The sequence below is a fragment of the Conexibacter woesei Iso977N genome (assembly GCF_000424625.1).
Lineage (GTDB): Bacteria > Actinomycetota > Thermoleophilia > Solirubrobacterales > Solirubrobacteraceae > Baekduia > Baekduia woesei_A.
In genome coordinates, this window is sequence record NZ_AUKG01000001.1 from 668,678 (window position 1) to 682,222 (window position 13,545).

General features: G+C 73.0%; 17 protein-coding genes. 5 read left to right on the forward strand and 12 right to left on the reverse strand.

The genetic code is table 11. From position 1 onward, the window contains the following. The first annotated feature begins 79 nt into the window (after window positions 1–79). Window positions 80–1,948: a methyl-accepting chemotaxis protein gene (locus H030_RS36200; RefSeq protein WP_051221577.1), complete on the forward strand. Its 1,869-nt coding sequence runs from the start codon at window positions 80–82 to the stop codon at window positions 1,946–1,948. Here H030_RS36200 and cobA read toward each other — a convergent pair. From cobA to moaC, 10 genes are read right to left on the reverse strand one after another with little or no spacing between them, the layout of a single operon-like run. Next, window positions 1,932–3,506: a uroporphyrinogen-III C-methyltransferase gene (cobA, locus tag H030_RS0103290; RefSeq protein WP_231398350.1), complete on the reverse strand. Its 1,575-nt coding sequence runs from the start codon at window positions 3,504–3,506 to the stop codon at window positions 1,932–1,934. The two genes, H030_RS36200 and cobA, sit on opposite strands and share 17 nt — an antisense overlap. Further along, window positions 3,503–4,354: a hydroxymethylbilane synthase gene (gene hemC, locus H030_RS0103295; protein WP_027005076.1), complete on the reverse strand. Its 852-nt coding sequence runs from the start codon at window positions 4,352–4,354 to the stop codon at window positions 3,503–3,505. The genes cobA and hemC overlap by 4 nt, the downstream gene beginning before the upstream one ends. Continuing rightward, complete coding sequence (gene hemA, locus H030_RS0103300; RefSeq protein ID WP_027005077.1) at window positions 4,351–5,706, reverse strand: glutamyl-tRNA reductase; 1,356 nt, start codon at window positions 5,704–5,706, stop codon at window positions 4,351–4,353. Before hemA ends, hemC begins: the two co-directional genes overlap by 4 nt. Further along, window positions 5,703–5,915 (reverse strand): hypothetical protein, encoded by a 213-nt coding sequence (locus H030_RS0103305; protein ID WP_027005078.1) that lies wholly within the window; start codon window positions 5,913–5,915, stop codon window positions 5,703–5,705. The genes hemA and H030_RS0103305 overlap by 4 nt, the downstream gene beginning before the upstream one ends. Then, on the reverse strand, window positions 5,916–6,644 hold the full coding sequence (locus H030_RS0103310) for a cytochrome c biogenesis protein (RefSeq protein ID WP_027005079.1): 729 nt from the start codon (window positions 6,642–6,644) through the stop codon (window positions 5,916–5,918). Window positions 6,645–6,668: 24 nt separating this feature from the next. After that, window positions 6,669–7,349 (reverse strand): heme exporter protein CcmB, encoded by a 681-nt coding sequence (locus tag H030_RS0103315; RefSeq protein ID WP_027005080.1) that lies wholly within the window; start codon window positions 7,347–7,349, stop codon window positions 6,669–6,671. Further along, window positions 7,350–8,036, reverse strand: coding sequence for an ABC transporter ATP-binding protein (locus H030_RS28890; protein ID WP_035125805.1), 687 nt, complete (start codon window positions 8,034–8,036; stop codon window positions 7,350–7,352). Then, window positions 8,014–8,499: a MogA/MoaB family molybdenum cofactor biosynthesis protein gene (locus H030_RS0103325; protein WP_027005081.1), complete on the reverse strand. Its 486-nt coding sequence runs from the start codon at window positions 8,497–8,499 to the stop codon at window positions 8,014–8,016. The genes H030_RS28890 and H030_RS0103325 overlap by 23 nt, the downstream gene beginning before the upstream one ends. Further along, window positions 8,481–9,320 carry a hypothetical protein gene (locus H030_RS0103330; RefSeq protein WP_155891811.1) on the reverse strand — a complete coding sequence of 280 codons (840 nt, stop codon included), beginning with the start codon at window positions 9,318–9,320 and terminating at the stop codon, window positions 8,481–8,483. Before H030_RS0103330 ends, H030_RS0103325 begins: the two co-directional genes overlap by 19 nt. Before the next feature lie 60 nt (window positions 9,321–9,380). Next, a complete protein-coding gene (gene moaC / locus H030_RS0103335; protein ID WP_027005083.1) occupies window positions 9,381–9,878 on the reverse strand; it encodes a cyclic pyranopterin monophosphate synthase MoaC in 498 nt (165 codons plus the stop codon). A 70-nt stretch (window positions 9,879–9,948) separates the two neighbouring features. Between moaC and H030_RS0103340 the strand changes: the two genes are divergently transcribed. Then, the gene (locus tag H030_RS0103340; RefSeq protein WP_027005084.1) at window positions 9,949–10,272 is read left to right on the forward strand and encodes a hypothetical protein; all 324 of its coding nucleotides are present in this window, start codon (window positions 9,949–9,951) and stop codon (window positions 10,270–10,272) included. Window positions 10,273–10,332: 60 nt separating this feature from the next. On the opposite strand, the gene H030_RS0103345 is transcribed toward H030_RS0103340, so the two are convergent. Next, window positions 10,333–11,079, reverse strand: a complete 747-nt coding sequence (locus H030_RS0103345) for a precorrin-2 dehydrogenase/sirohydrochlorin ferrochelatase family protein (RefSeq protein ID WP_051221579.1) — start codon at window positions 11,077–11,079, stop codon at window positions 10,333–10,335. 41 nt (window positions 11,080–11,120) lie between these two features. Between H030_RS0103345 and H030_RS28895 the strand changes: the two genes are divergently transcribed. Further along, a complete protein-coding gene (locus H030_RS28895; RefSeq protein ID WP_051221581.1) occupies window positions 11,121–11,942 on the forward strand; it encodes an oxygenase MpaB family protein in 822 nt (273 codons plus the stop codon). Here the strand turns inward: H030_RS28895 and H030_RS28900 are convergent. Then, window positions 11,897–12,496 (reverse strand): XRE family transcriptional regulator, encoded by a 600-nt coding sequence (locus H030_RS28900; RefSeq protein WP_051221582.1) that lies wholly within the window; start codon window positions 12,494–12,496, stop codon window positions 11,897–11,899. The genes H030_RS28895 and H030_RS28900 overlap by 46 nt on opposite strands. Before the next feature lie 17 nt (window positions 12,497–12,513). On the opposite strand from H030_RS28900, the gene H030_RS0103360 reads away from it, so the two are divergent. Continuing rightward, complete coding sequence (locus H030_RS0103360) at window positions 12,514–13,182, forward strand: AzlC family ABC transporter permease (protein WP_035125807.1); 669 nt, start codon at window positions 12,514–12,516, stop codon at window positions 13,180–13,182. After that, window positions 13,179–13,487 (forward strand): AzlD domain-containing protein, encoded by a 309-nt coding sequence (locus H030_RS0103365; RefSeq protein ID WP_027005087.1) that lies wholly within the window; start codon window positions 13,179–13,181, stop codon window positions 13,485–13,487. Before H030_RS0103360 ends, H030_RS0103365 begins: the two co-directional genes overlap by 4 nt. Window positions 13,488–13,545 lie beyond the last annotated feature (58 nt).

Here is a 13,545-nt window from a genome sequence, read left to right on the forward strand (position 1 = left end):
CCAGGCTATCGCCCGCAAACCCGCAGCCCAGACGAGGACCGCGATCGGACCTCAACCCATCGGCTCCCCCGACCGGGTGATGGATCGCCTGACGACCACGCCGATCTCCGAGCGCATGAAGCTCTCCATCCGCAGCAAGCTCATCGGCAGCTCGCTCCTCATCATCGCGCTGTGCGCCGTTGGCTCGCTGCTGGCGATCGGCCACCTCGGGACCGTCAAGCAGTCCGGCAAGGACCTGCACGACAAGGCCTACACCCCGACGGTCAACTCGATCTACGCCACGGCCCTCGCCAAGGACCTCCAGCTGCAGTTCACCAACTACCAGCTGCTCGTCGCCCAGTACGGCCCGACGAAGGCCGGCAACACGCCGCAGTTCAAGACGCTGATGGCCGCGACCACCAAGGACCAGAAGGCCCTGGCCGTCGCCGCCAAGCAGCTCGACGCCGCCCCCGGCAGCGAGGCCAAGCTCGCCGCCAACGTCAAGACCTCGATCAAGAACTACAACGACGCGCTGAAGGCCGCGACCACGCTGCCCAAGAACGCCTCCGCCGCCCAGTCGGCCAAGGTCATCGGCGCGATCCCGGGCACCGCGGTCAAGCTCGAGGCCGTCGCCGGCCAGTTCGCCCAGGCGTCCAACACGTACGCCCAGAAGGCCGAGAACAAGATCGACAGCTCCTACAAGTCGGGCCGTGACGCGATCATCATCACGTTGATCGTCGCGATCCTCGCCGGCGTCGCGATCTCCTTCGTCGTCGCCTCCCGCATGGCCCGCCGTATCCGCCTCGTCGTCGACCGCCTGGCGATGCTGCGCGACAACTGCGCGACCGAGCTGCGCCAGGGCCTGAACCGCTTCTCGCAGGGCGACCTGACCCAGGACGTCGTCCCGGTCACGCCGCAGCTCGAGGACCTCGGCACCGACGAGATCGGCGATCTCGGCCGCGTCGCCGAGGCGCTGCGCTGCAACACGGTCGCCTCGGTCGAGTCCTACAACGACTCGCGCGCCGCGCTGACCGGCATGATCGGCCGCGTCTCGCAGTCCGCCGCGACGCTGTCCAGCGCCTCCGAGCACCTTGCGACGTCCTCGGGCGACGCGGGCCGCGCCGTCGGTGAGATCGCCCACGCGGTCGAGGACGTCGCCAACGGCGCCGAGCGCCAGGTCCAGGCCGTCGACGGCGCCCGCCAGATGACGGGCGAGATGGTCGAGGCCGCGCGCTCCTCCGCCGCCACCGCGGCCGAGACCGCCCGCGCCGCCGACGCCGCCCGCGAGGTCGCCTCCGAGGGCGCCGCCGCCGTGGCCCAGGCCACCGAGGCGATGGTCGCCGTCCGCGACGCCTCCGTCCAGGCCACCGGCGCGATCCGCGAGCTCGGCAGCAAGTCCGAGCAGATCGGCGGCATCGTCGACGCCATCACCGGTATCGCCGAGCAGACGAACCTCCTCGCGCTCAACGCCGCGATCGAGGCCGCCCGCGCCGGCGAGCAGGGCCGCGGCTTCGCCGTGGTCGCCGAGGAGGTCCGCAAGCTGGCCGAGGAGTCCCAGCAGGCCGCGTCCTCGATCTCGTCGCTGATCGGCGAGATCCAGGCCGAGACCGGCCGCGCCGTCGAGGTCGTCGAGCTGGGCGGCGCCCGGACCGACGAGGGCACCAAGACCGTCCAGCAGGCCCGCGAGGCGTTCGAGCGCATCAACGGCCAGGTCGAGGAGATGGGCGCGCGCGTCGGCGAGATCGCCTACGCCGTCGACCAGCTGACCCAGACCTCTCAGCGCATGGACGCCGAGATCGCCGAGGTCGCCGCCGTGTCCGAGCAGACCTCCGCCGCCACCCAGCAGGTCAGCGCCTCCACCCAGGAGACGTCGCACGCCGCGCAGACGATCGTCGCCTCCGCCGGCACGCTGGCCGAGACGGCCGGCGAGCTGACCCGCCTGGTCGGCGAGTTCACCCTGCCCGAGTAGTAGCCGCCGCCGCTACGAGAGCATCCACGAGGCCGCCGGGCGTGTGCTCGGCGGCCTCGACGTCCGGTTCGAGGCCCTGCGATCGCAGGGCCTCGGTCGTGATCGGGCCGATCGAGGCGAGGCGCAGGCCGGACTCCCGGACCGCCTCGGGGCCGCCCGCGGCCTCCAGGAAGAACCGTGCGGAAGACGCACTGGTGAACGTCGCCCAGTCGGCGCCCAGGGCCGCCGCGCGGGTGCGCGCGTCGAGCGGCTCGGCGACCGTCACGTAGGGCTCGACCACATCAACTTGCACGCCCTGCGCGTCGAGCGCGTTGCGCACGATGTCGCGCCCGCCCCGCGCCCGGACGATCAGCGCGGTCCTGACGTCGTCGCGCGCGGCGACCAGCTCGGCCAGCGACTCGCCGACGGCCCTGCGCGGGATCAGGTCCGGCTCGACGCCGTGCGCGCGCAGCGCGTCCGCGGTGCCGGGGCCGATGACGGCGACCTCGACGCCCGCGAGTGCCCGCGCGTCGCGGCCGGAGCGCTTGAGCTCCGCGAAGAACCGCGCCACGCCGTTGGGCGAGGAGAGCACGAGCAGGTCATAGCCATTGAGTTGGTCCGGGACGCTGAACTCCAGCGGCTGCGGGACGATCGTCGCCGCCTCGACCACACGCGCGCCGAGGTCGCGCAGCGAGCGCGCCAGCCCGCTGGCCTGCGCCTTCGGGCGCGTCACGACGACGCTCACGCCCTCCAGCGGCCCGCGGCCCAGCCACGCCAGCTCCTCGCCGAGCGCGGCGACCGGGCCGACGATCGTCACCGACGGCGGCTTGATCTGCGCCGCGTCGGCGAGCGCCGCGATCGTGCTCAGCGTGCCGTGCACCGAGCGCTGGTCGGGGAGCGTGCCGCGCTCGACGATCGCGACCGGCTCGCTGTCGGGGCGCCCGCCGGCGACGAGGCTCTCGGCGATCCGCGGCAGCGCGCGCACGCCCATGTAGAACACCAACGTGCCCGGGAACGCGGCCAGCGCGGGCCAGTCGATCATCGTCTCGGGCTTGGCCGGGTCCTCGTGGCCGGTGACGAACGCGACCGCCGCGGCCATCCCGCGCTGCGTGACCGGGATGCCGGCGTAGGCGGGCCCGGCGATCCCGGCGGTGACGCCGGGGACGACCTCGAACGCGATGCCGTGCTCGCGGCACAGCAGCGCCTCCTCGCCGCCACGGCCGAAGACGAACGGGTCGCCGCCCTTGACGCGGACGACGAGCTTGCCCTCCTGCGCGTGCAGGAGCAGCAGCCGGTGCGTCTCCTCTTGGGGTACCTGCTTGCCGCCGCCGACCTTGCCGACGTCGATCAGCTCGGCGTCGGCGCGCGCGCCCTCCAGGGCGGTCGACGGGATCAGCTTGTCGTACAGGATGACGTCGGCCTGCGCGATGGCCTCCAGCGCGCGGGCGGTCATCAGCCCCGGGTCGCCGGGGCCGGCGCCGACGAGGATCACGCGGCCGGGGCCGGGCGCGGAGGCGGTCATGACGCCGCGAACGGCATGCGCCCCGCGCCCGGCGTCGTCGTGCGAGCCCGGAGTCATGCAGCGGCCTCCGCCTCGCGCAGCAGCTCGCGCGCGCCCATCGCGTCGAGGCGGTCGACGATCAGCGCGGCGGCGTCGTCGCCGGTCGTGGCGACCGTGTCGCGCAGCCAGGCGCTGCCGTCCGGGAGGCCGACGAAGGCGTGCAAGGCAACCCCATCATGATGGACGCCGACCGGCGTGTCGCAGGTCGCTTCAAGTGCTTCAACAACTTCGCGCTCGGCGCGCAGTGCGGCGTCGGCGGCAGGATCCACGAGCACGGACGGGATCTCGCGCCCCTCGACGGCCAGCGCGCCCTGGCCCGGGGCCGGGACGAACACCGCGGGGTCGAGCGTCGCGCCGATCTCGCGCTCCAGCCCCAGTCGCCGCAGGCCCGCGGCTGCCAGGACGAGCGCGTCGCACTGCCCCTCGCGCAGCTTGCGCAGGCGCGTGTCGACGTTGCCGCGTAGTTCTACAACTTGCAGGTCTTCCCGGACCGCAAGCAGCTGCGCGCGCCGCCGCAGCGACGCGGTCCCGACCCGCGCGCCCTCGGGCAGCGCGTCCAACGAGTCGACCCCGACAAGCACGTCGGCCGCGTCCTCGCGCCCCAGCACCGCGCTCAGTCTCATGCCCGGCCGCAGCAGCGACGCCGCCGGGACGTCCTTCGCGGAGTGCACTGCGAGGTCGATGTCCCCGCGCTCCAGCGCGTCCTCGATCGTGTCGATCCAGCGCGCCTTGTCGCCCGCCACACCGCGATCTCCGGACGTCGTGATCTCGACGATCTCGGACTCGATGCCCGCCGCGCTGAGCGCCGCGGCGACCGCGTGGGCCTGGACCAGCGCCAGGCGCGATCCGCGCGTGCCGAGCTTCACCGTGCGTCGCGGCGCCGCAACGGCCGCACCTCGGCCTCGCCGCCCTCGACCGCCGCGTCCGCAGCCTCGTCGGCGCCCTCGTCCAGCAGGCCGAACAGCTCGCGCGCCATCTCCAGGCGCCCGTGGCTGATCTCGCGGTCGTTGGTCTTCAGCCGGATCGTCGGCTCGTGCAGCAGCCGCTGCATGATCGAGCGCGCCAGCGCGTCGATCCGGGCGCGGTCGCGCGGCGACGCGCTCTCCCAGCGGCCGGCGTTCTCGGCCAGCACCTGCTCGACGATCGACTCGCCGTGCTCGCGCAGGGCGGAGATCGTCGGCATCACGTCGAGCTGGCCCATCCAGCGGGCGAAGCGCTGGATCTCGTCTTCGACGACTTCCTCGGCGTGGACGCGCTCGGCCTCGCGGACCTGCCTGTTGCGCGCGACGACCGACTGCAGGTCGTCGATGTCGTACAGCGCGACGCCGTCCAGCTCGGAGCACGCGGGCTCGATGTCGCGCGGGACCGCCAGGTCGATCAGCAGCAGCGGCGCGCCGTTGCGCTCGCGCATGACGAGCGCCAGCTCGTCGACGCCGATCAGCGGGTGCGGCGAGGAGGTCGAGGAGACGACGATGTCGGCCTCGGCCAGGCGCTCGGGCAGGTCGTGCAGCGAGGAGACGCTGCCGCCGAAGCGGTCGGCGATCGAGCGCGCGCGGTCGGCGTGGCGGTTGGCGACGAAGATCGTCCGGACGCCCTGCTCGGCCAGCGCCTGCGCCGTCAGCTCCGACGTCTCGCCCGCGCCGATGATCACGACGTCGCGCTTCTCGAGGTCCGGGCCCATCAGGTCGCGCGCGAGCCCGACGGCGATGCCGGAGACCGACGCGCGGCCGTCGCCCAGCGCGGTCTCGGACCGCACGCGCTTGCCGGTCTGCAGCGCGGCGGTGAAGAGGCGGTTGGTCATCGGGCCGGTCGTCCCGGCCTCCAGCGCGGCCTCGTAGGCGCGCTTGGTCTGGCCCTGGATCTCGGCCTCGCCGACGATCATCGACTCCAGGCCGGAGACGACGCGGTAGAGCTGGCGGGCGGCGTCGCAGTTGCGCGGCGCGTACATCGCCTCGGCCAGCTCGGTCGCGCGCGTCCCGGCGCGGCGCGCCAGCGCGGTCAGCAGCTCGGACTCGGCCGCGACGGGGTCGCCGACGACGTAGATCTCGGTGCGGTTGCACGTCGAGATCGCGACCGCCTCGCGGATCGCGTCGCCGCTGACCAGCTCGCGGCACAGCTCCTGCGCACGCGGCGTGGTGAACGCCAGGCGCTCACGGACCGCGACCGGCGCGGTCTTGTGCGAGATACCCAGGCAGAGCAGCTCGCCGCCGCGGCTCACGCCACCGTCTCCTCGCGCTCGCGCGGAGCGTCGTCGGAAGCGGCGGCGATCCTGCGGTCGACCAGCTCGTCGATCTCGGCGACGTCGCGCCGGATGTTGCTCAACTTGTAGGCCATGATCCCGACGTAGATCACCAGCAGCGCGACGAACACGAGGTAGGCCGCGGCGACGTAGCCGGCGTTGTCGGGGAGGGTGGTCGAGGCGAGCATCTATCGGACCTGCAGTTCGGGGGCGGCGGAGCGGCGCGCGCGCACCGCGTCGTCGCCCGCGAGCTTGCGCTTGAGCGCGCGCAGCTGGGCGACGGTCGTCTTGTGGGCGATCTCGTAGTTGAAGAGCAGCGCGTACAGGAGCGTCATCCCGGCGATGCAGACCAGGAAGGCGAGCGCCATCTTCCCGGGCAGGTTCTCGGTCGAGCTGAGCGTGCGCGGGTGCACCAGCGAGGTGGCGCTGCGCACCGCGATGAAGTTCAGCGGCACGAACGCGCCCGCGGTGATCGCGAAGACCGAGGCGTAGCGCGACTGCTTCTCGCGGTCCTCGATCGAGAACCGCAGCGGCGTGTAGGTCGCGTAGAGCAGGAAGATGATCAGGAACGAGACGAGCGTCGGCTCGTCCCAGACCCAGTAGTGGCCCCACGACGCCTTGGCCCAGATCGCGCCGGTGACGAGCACGCCGAGGCCGAGGATGATCGACACGTGGATCGCGACGTAGGCGCGCAGGTCCCACTTCGAGTCGCCGGTGCGGAGGTGACCGATCGCACAGAGGCCGGCGAACACGAACCCGCACAGCGCGACGATCGCCATCGGCACGTGCAGGTAGAAGATCTTCTGGATGAAGCCCTGGTCGGCGTCCATCGGGGCGTAGAACGCGGCCAGCGCGTAGCCCCCGATCAGGACGATCACGGTCGCGGCGGACAGGGCGCGGAGACGAGGGCCAGACATGATGGTGCGGGCGCTGCGGCGGATCTAGTCCTCGAGCAGGAAGTCGAAGACGGCGTAGGCGAGCAGCCCGAAGACCAGATCATAGAGCCCGACGATGGTCAGCCAGCGCGTGGGGAGCGCGGCGGCGCCGCCTGCGGCGAAGGTTGGCGCGAGCAGCTTGGCGGTCCCGATGACCACGGGGAGCAGCAGCGGGAGCGCGATCAGCGGCACGATCAGGTCGCGCGCGCGGGTCTGGATCGCCAGCGCGCCGACGAGCGTCCCGACGATCGCGATCGCCAGATCGGCCAGGATCAGCGCGACGATCGCCTGCCCGAGGACGGTGAACGTGAACTCCGGGTCGAGCAGCATGAACGCGAACGCGGGGACCGCGATCAGCTCCAGGACGAGCAGGAACGAGAACAGCGCGAGCGCCTTGGCGACGAGCATCGCGGTGCGGTCGACGGGCGCGAGCAGGAAGCCGTCGAAGCCGCCCTCCTCGTGGTCGGCGACGAAGAGGCGGTTGATGCCGAGGATCGCGGAGAAGAGGACGGTGATCGTCAGGATCCCGCCGGCCAGCGCGCCGTCGACCGCGTCGCGCTGGAGGGAGAAGTGGAAGACGACGAGCGTCGTGATGCTGAACAGCGCCATCGCGGGGACGACCTGGAACGTGCGCAGCTCGAGGCGCAGCTCCTTGCGCAGCAGGGCGGAGACGGCGCGCCACATCATCTAGCGGTACAGCTCCCCGATCTGGGCGCTGGAGACCTCGGTGGCGGGCGCGAGCAGCTCCTGCCTGCCGCCTCTGAGCCCCAGCGCGAGGTCCGCGCCGAGCAGGCCGCCGACCGGGTCGTGGCTGGTGACGACGCGCGTGCGGCCCGAGGCGGCGCCGATCAGCGGCTCGACGAGCTGCGCGGCGCGCGGGTCGAGGTTGGCGGTCGGCTCGTCGAGCAGCAGCAGCTCCGGGTCGTGCAGGACCGCGCGGGCGACCGCGGCGCGCTGGACCATTCCGCGCGAGTAGGTGTGGATCGGGTCGTCGCCGCGCGGGGTCAGCTCGACGGCGGCCAGGACCTCCTCGACGCGCTGCGCGCCGACGCCGTGCAGGCGCGCGTGGAACTGGAGGTTCTCGCGCGCGGTGAGGTCGTTGTAGAGGAGGCTGGAGTGGCCGAGGAAGCCGACGCGCCCGCGCACCGCCCAGCCCGCGTCGGGCAGGTCGCTGCCGAGGATCGTCGCCCTGCCGCCGTGCGGGCGCAGCAGCGTGGCGAGGACGCGCAGCAGCGTCGTCTTGCCTGCGCCGTTGGGGCCGAAGACGACGAGCGTCGCGCCGGGTTCGACGGTCAGCGTGACGTCCGAGAGCGCGGCGCGGTCGCCGTAGCGGCGGGTGAGCTTGCTCAGCTCAATGGCTGGGGGCGTCGCCATGTTCGCGCTGGAGCGTACGGACTGCGTGCTCCAGGACGGGTGCCACCACGGGGAACAGCTCGGCGACGGCCTTCGGGCTGCCGGGGAAGTTGATGATCAACGTGCGGTGCGCGATGCCCGCGACGCCGCGGCTGAGCATGCCCATCGGCGTGTGCCTGGCGGACTCGGCGCGCAGCGCCTCGGCGATCCCGGGCGCGTCGCGCTCGATCACCGCGCGCGTCGCCTCGGGCGTGACGTCGTCCGGGGTGAAGCCGGTCCCGCCGGTCGTGAAGATCAGCGCGAAGCCGTCGTCGACGAAGTGGTGCAGGCGGTCCTCGATCAGGCTGAAGTCGTCGGGGACGACCTCCATCGCCTCGACGTCGGCGCCCGCCTCCTCGGCGAGGTGGGCCAGCAGCGGGCCGGACTCGTCCTCGCTGACGCGGCGCGAGACGGAGGTCGAGACGGTCAGGACGCAGGTGCGCATGAGCGCTCGGGAGCGTAGCGGTCCTCCGGAGAGGAACGCTCAGCACGCAGGCGCCACAACGCGTCGATCGCCAGCGCGAGGACCACGGGGAGCGTCGCGGGGTACGCGGTCGGACCGGCGAGCAGCGCGGCCTCGGCGAGGAACAGCACGAGCGTCAGGAGGCCGACGCGCGAGGCGCCGCCGGGCTGGCGGGCCGCGATCGCGCCCGCGATCCCGGCGATCGCGAGGTCGCCGTAGCCCATGTGCACGGTCCCGACGACGGCCTCGCCGAAGAACGGCACGTGGCCGGTGGAGACCGCGTCGAGCGCGTTGGTGGCGTCGGTGACGGGGCCGAGCGCGACGAGGATCACGTCGGCGATCGCGAGCGTGGCGGCGCCCGCGGCGAGCGCCGCGGGGTGGCCGAGGCCGAGGCGCGGGATCAGCGCGCCGATCGCCACGCAGGAGAGGACGAGCAGTGCGAGCACCGCGACCTGGCCGACGAGCTCGCCCTGGAACGTGAACGCGGCGGCGATCAGCGCGACGACGATCCCGGGCCAGGCGCGGCGCGCCAGGCCCTTGGTGGCGATCGCGGCGAGCGCGGGCACGCCGACGGTGGCGATCTGCAGGACGAGGCGGGCGGCGTCCGGGTGGCGCGCGAGCAGCGCGACCATCGCGACGAAGATCGCGGGCGGCGCGAGCAGCGCGAGCGCCCAGCGCGGGCGGACGACCGGCGCGCCGTCGCGGCGGGCGAGGGCCGCGCTCGGGCCGGCGAGGGACACCGTCAGGCCCTGCGCGGTGGCCATCGTCGTGACCGCGGGGATGTCGACCCCATGGAACAGCACGCCCACGCGGGTACCCGCCGTGGCGTCCGCCCCCTCAAACGTGGGGTGTCAGGAGGCTGATCAGGCGCCGCGGCGCCAGGTCCCGGAGCGGCCGCCGGACTTCTCGAGCAGCACGACGTTCTCGATCGCTACGTCTCGCTCCACACCTTTGACCATGTCGTAGACGGTCAGCGCGGCGACGGTCGCGGCGGTCATCGCCTCCATCTCGACACCCGTCTTGGCGGTGACGCCCGCCGTGGCGGTGAGCGTGATCGTGCCTGCCGCGGCGTCGATGTCCGCCTCGACGTCGACGTGGTCGAGGCCGATCGGGTGGCAGAGCGGGATCAGCTCACCGGTCCTCTTGGCCGCCATCACGCCCGCGATCCGCGCGGTGCCGAGCACATCGCCCTTCGGCGCATCGCCCTGCGCGACCACCTTGGCGGTCTCCGGGCTCATCCGCACCGTCGCCCGCGCGACAGCCCGCCGCATCGTCGTCGGCTTCTCCCCGACATCGACCATCCGCGCCTCCCCGCTCTCGTCGAGGTGGGTCAGCCGCGGCGCTTCCGTCTCATCGCTCATCGCGCGCCGAAGCCTAGACGTTCGTCGGTGTTGACCGCCGGTCAGGAAGCGTCTATGGTCCTGTTGACCGATGGTCAACGAGATCGAACCGACCCACGAAGCGCGCATCTTCGACCCGCGCAACGGCCGCCTGGTCAGCGCGTTCGTCCTGGTCCTGCTGCTGCCGTTCGTGGTGGCGTCGATGATCTTGCCGATCCGCTGCACCGGGCTCGGCGACGGCATCCCGGACACGGCCTGTGCCCATCACCCGCTGCTCATCGCGGTCGTCTTCCCGGGCGCTCCCGCAGCGATCGTCCTCGGCGTCGTGCTCACCGTGGTCCGGCGCCGGTGGCGCTGGATCGGCCTCGGCGTCCTGCTCGCGCTCGCCTGTCTCTCCACCCCCTGGATCGGGTGAACACCTACAACAACAAACGAAGGAGCGAGATCGAGATGGGGCGGCTGAGCGCCGCGACGCCTACGCCGCCGCGGGCGTGTGCTGCTCGCGGGCCTTGGCGATGAGGTCCAGCACGGCCTGCTCGTCGCCCGCGCGCAGGAGGGCGATCGGGTCGGGTGTGCCGTTGACGATCGACTCGAAGAAGTCCTTGCGGTCCTGGTAGGTCGGCAGCGTGCCCTTGGCCCAGCCGCGGGTCTGGTTCAGCAGGACCGCCAAGCGGGCGTACTCCTCGCCGAACTGGGCGCCGATCTCGGCCTTCATGCGCTTGGCCAGCGCGGGCGAGGCGCCGGCGGTCGAGATCGCGATCGCCAGCGGGCCGGTGCGCAGGATCGCCGGCAGGATGAAGTTGCACAGCGGCGGCACGTCGACGATGTTCACCAACATCGCGCGGCGCTCGGCGTCCTCGTAGATCTTGATGTTCGTGTCGGTGTCGTCGGTGCAGGCGATCACCATGAACACGCCCTCGAGATCCTCCGGCCCGGCGTACTCGCGCTGCTCCCAGGCGATCGACCCCTCGGCCGCCAGCTCGGCGACCGCGGGAACGACTTCCGGGGAGATCACGGTGACGTCACCGTCGCAGGCCAGCAGGCCCTCGGTCTTCTCCAGGCCCAGCGCGCCGCCGCCGATGACGAGCGTCTTGCGGCCCCTCAACTTCAGGCACGCGATGTAGAAGGGCGTGTCCAGCATGTCCCGCACGCAGGTCTGGTCGCAGACCCCGCGCTTGAACTGGCAGACGCACTCCTTCCCTTCATAGGCGGCAGCAGGCATCTCCCACAGGGTAGACGGCCGTACCGTGGTGTAGAGCACACGTGACCGACTCCTACTTCACCGACGACTCCCTGCTGCGCCGCGTCCACCGCGAGAAGGTGGTCGGCCTGTCCGGGCCGCGCGCGCTGCTGATGATGGCCGCGCATCCCGTGGCGTTCGAGGGCTTCTTCATGGCGACGGGCTCCCTCGACGACCCCTACAAGCGCCTGCGCCGGACCGCCGAGGTGATGGACGCCGTCGCGTGGAGGTCGCGCGCCGAGGCCGACCGCAGGACCCGGCGCGTTCGCGCCATGCACGCGCAGGCTCGCGGCACCCTCCCGCGCGCGGCCGGCCCGTTCCCGGCGGGCACGCCGTGGGCGGCCGACGACCCGGAGCTGCTGCTGTGGATCGTCGCCTGCCTGGTCGACTCCGCGGTCCTGGTCTACGAGCGCTACGTCACCGGCCTCACCCCGGCCGAGCGCGACGCCTACTGGGCCGACTACCGCGTCGTCGGGCGCCTGTTCGGCCTGGCCGACGCCGACATGCCGCCGACCTGGAACGACTTCAAGGCGTACATGAACGACATGCTGCGCTCCGGCGACCTGCACGTGACCCCGACTGCGCGCGAGGTCGGCATCGACGTCGTCCTGCGCCCGCCGGTCCCGCTCAAGGCCCGCCCGCTCGTCGAGCTGGCGAACTTCATCACGGTGGGGTTGCTCCCCGGCAGGGTCCGCCGCGGCTACGGGTTCTCGTGGGACCCGGCCCGCGCGCTGGCCGTGCGCGGCGGCGCCGAGTACGTCAAGCGCGTGCTCGTCCCGCTGCTCCCGCGCGGCTGGCGCTACGTGCCGGGCGCGGTCGCGCCCGCCGCCGGCGCGGCGGCCTGAGGCAGCCCCGGCGCCCACTGCATCAGCAGCAGCGCGCGCGTGTTGGCGCGCGCCTCGTAGAGGTGCGGCTCGTCGGCGGCGAACGTCGCGTAGTCGCCGCCGGCCAGGCCGACCTCGCGGCCCAGCGGCCCGACCTTCAGCCCGCCGCGCGTGACGAAGACGTGCTCGCGCGTGCCCGGGCCGTGCCCGCCGGCGTTGCGCGTCGAGCGCCTCGGCCACGACGCCTCGTAGACCTCGACGGTCCCGCCGGGCGTGAAGCGCGCGATCAGCCGCAGGTCGTTGGCCGTCCCCGGGATGTCGGTGCCCTCGTCGCTGCGCACGACCTGCACCGGCGCCGGATCGGCCGCCGTGATGAGGTCGCCCATCGGGAGCTGGAGCGCCGCGGCGATCGCGCTCATCGTCTCCAGCGTCGGGTTGCCGCGCCCGCCTTCCAGCGCGCTGAGCGTCGCCTTCGCCACGCCGCTGGAGCGTGCGAGCTCGGACAGCGACTGGCCCTTCTGGGCGCGCAGGCGGCGCAGGTTGTCCCCGACGACCTTGACAATATCGTTCGGCATGGCGAACGTTCATGCTAATGGAACGAACGGTCGCGACGACGACCTCCTACCGGGAAGGCGCCCGCCGGGCGGTGCCGCTGGCCATCGCGGTCGGCGGCTTCGGGGTCACCTACGGCGTGCTCGCGCGCCAGGCCGGCTTCACGATCCCCGCGACGATCCTGTTCTCGGTGCTCGCCTTCGCGGGCAGCGCGCAGTTCGCGGCGGTGTCGATCGTCTCGGACGGCGGGACGGCGGCCGCCGCGATCGTCGCGGCGCTGCTGCTCAACGCGCGCTACCTGCCGATCGGGCTGTCGGTCGCGCCGTGGCTGCCGGGCCGCCCGGCGGTCCGGGCGCTGCAGGGGCAGGTGACGGTCGACGAGTCGTGGGCGGTCAGCCACACCGGCGGCGGGCGCTACGACCCGCGGCTGCTCGTCGGCGCGGGCGCGACGCTGTGGGCGTCCTGGGTCGTGTGCAGCGTGGCGGGCGTCGCGGCGGGCTCGGTGCTCGGCAACCCCGAGACCTACGGCTTGGACGCCGCGTTCCCGGCGCTGTTCCTCGCGCTGCTCGCCGGCCAGGTCAGGGAGCGCCGGCTGCTGCTCGCCGCGCTGGCGGGCGCGGCGATCGCGCTCATCATGGTGCCCTTGGTCCCGCCCGGCGTGCCGATCGTCGCGGCGTCGGTCGTCTGCCTCGTGGGCGTGCTGCGATGAGCACCGCCTGGATCGTCGTCCTCGGCGCGGGAGTGGGCACGCTGTTGTTGAAGGGGTTGGCGCCCGCGGTCCTCGGCGGCCGCGCGCTGTCGCCGCGCCTGATGGGCGCGATGGCGCTGCTGGCCCCGACGCTGCTGGCCGCGCTGATCGTCACCAACACGTTCGCGACCGGTCGTCACCTGGAGGTCGACGCGCGCGCCGCGGGCCTCGCCGCGGCGCTCGTCGCGATCGCGCTGCGCGCGCCGATCCTGGTGACGATCGGCGCGGCGGCGCTCACCGCGGCGCTGCTGCGGGCGCTGACGTAGACATACAAGTCGTTTTCGCGGCCCGAACCGCTGCACTTCCTGCGCACGGCGCGACACG

Excerpts from the sequence above, each read along its gene's own strand:
- H030_RS28890 (WP_035125805.1), bottom strand. The coding sequence starts at position 8,036 with ATGGCGACGCCCCCAGCCATTGAGCTGAGCAAGCTCACCCGCCGCTAC.
- moaC (WP_027005083.1), bottom strand. The coding sequence starts at position 9,878 with ATGAGCGATGAGACGGAAGCGCCGCGGCTGACCCACCTCGACGAGAGC.
- H030_RS0103365 (WP_027005087.1), top strand. The coding sequence starts at position 13,179 with ATGAGCACCGCCTGGATCGTCGTCCTCGGCGCGGGAGTGGGCACGCTG.
- H030_RS0103345 (WP_051221579.1), bottom strand. The coding sequence starts at position 11,079 with ATGCCTGCTGCCGCCTATGAAGGGAAGGAGTGCGTCTGCCAGTTCAAG.
- H030_RS28900 (WP_051221582.1), bottom strand. The coding sequence starts at position 12,496 with ATGCCGAACGATATTGTCAAGGTCGTCGGGGACAACCTGCGCCGCCTG.
- H030_RS0103340 (WP_027005084.1), top strand. The coding sequence starts at position 9,949 with ATGGTCAACGAGATCGAACCGACCCACGAAGCGCGCATCTTCGACCCG.
- H030_RS0103315 (WP_027005080.1), bottom strand. The coding sequence starts at position 7,349 with ATGATGTGGCGCGCCGTCTCCGCCCTGCTGCGCAAGGAGCTGCGCCTC.
- H030_RS0103310 (WP_027005079.1), bottom strand. The coding sequence starts at position 6,644 with ATGTCTGGCCCTCGTCTCCGCGCCCTGTCCGCCGCGACCGTGATCGTC.
- H030_RS0103325 (WP_027005081.1), bottom strand. The coding sequence starts at position 8,499 with ATGCGCACCTGCGTCCTGACCGTCTCGACCTCCGTCTCGCGCCGCGTC.
- H030_RS0103305 (WP_027005078.1), bottom strand. The coding sequence starts at position 5,915 with ATGCTCGCCTCGACCACCCTCCCCGACAACGCCGGCTACGTCGCCGCG.
- cobA (WP_231398350.1), bottom strand. The coding sequence starts at position 3,506 with ATGACTCCGGGCTCGCACGACGACGCCGGGCGCGGGGCGCATGCCGTT.
- H030_RS36200 (WP_051221577.1), top strand. The coding sequence starts at position 80 with ATGGATCGCCTGACGACCACGCCGATCTCCGAGCGCATGAAGCTCTCC.
- H030_RS0103360 (WP_035125807.1), top strand. The coding sequence starts at position 12,514 with ATGGAACGAACGGTCGCGACGACGACCTCCTACCGGGAAGGCGCCCGC.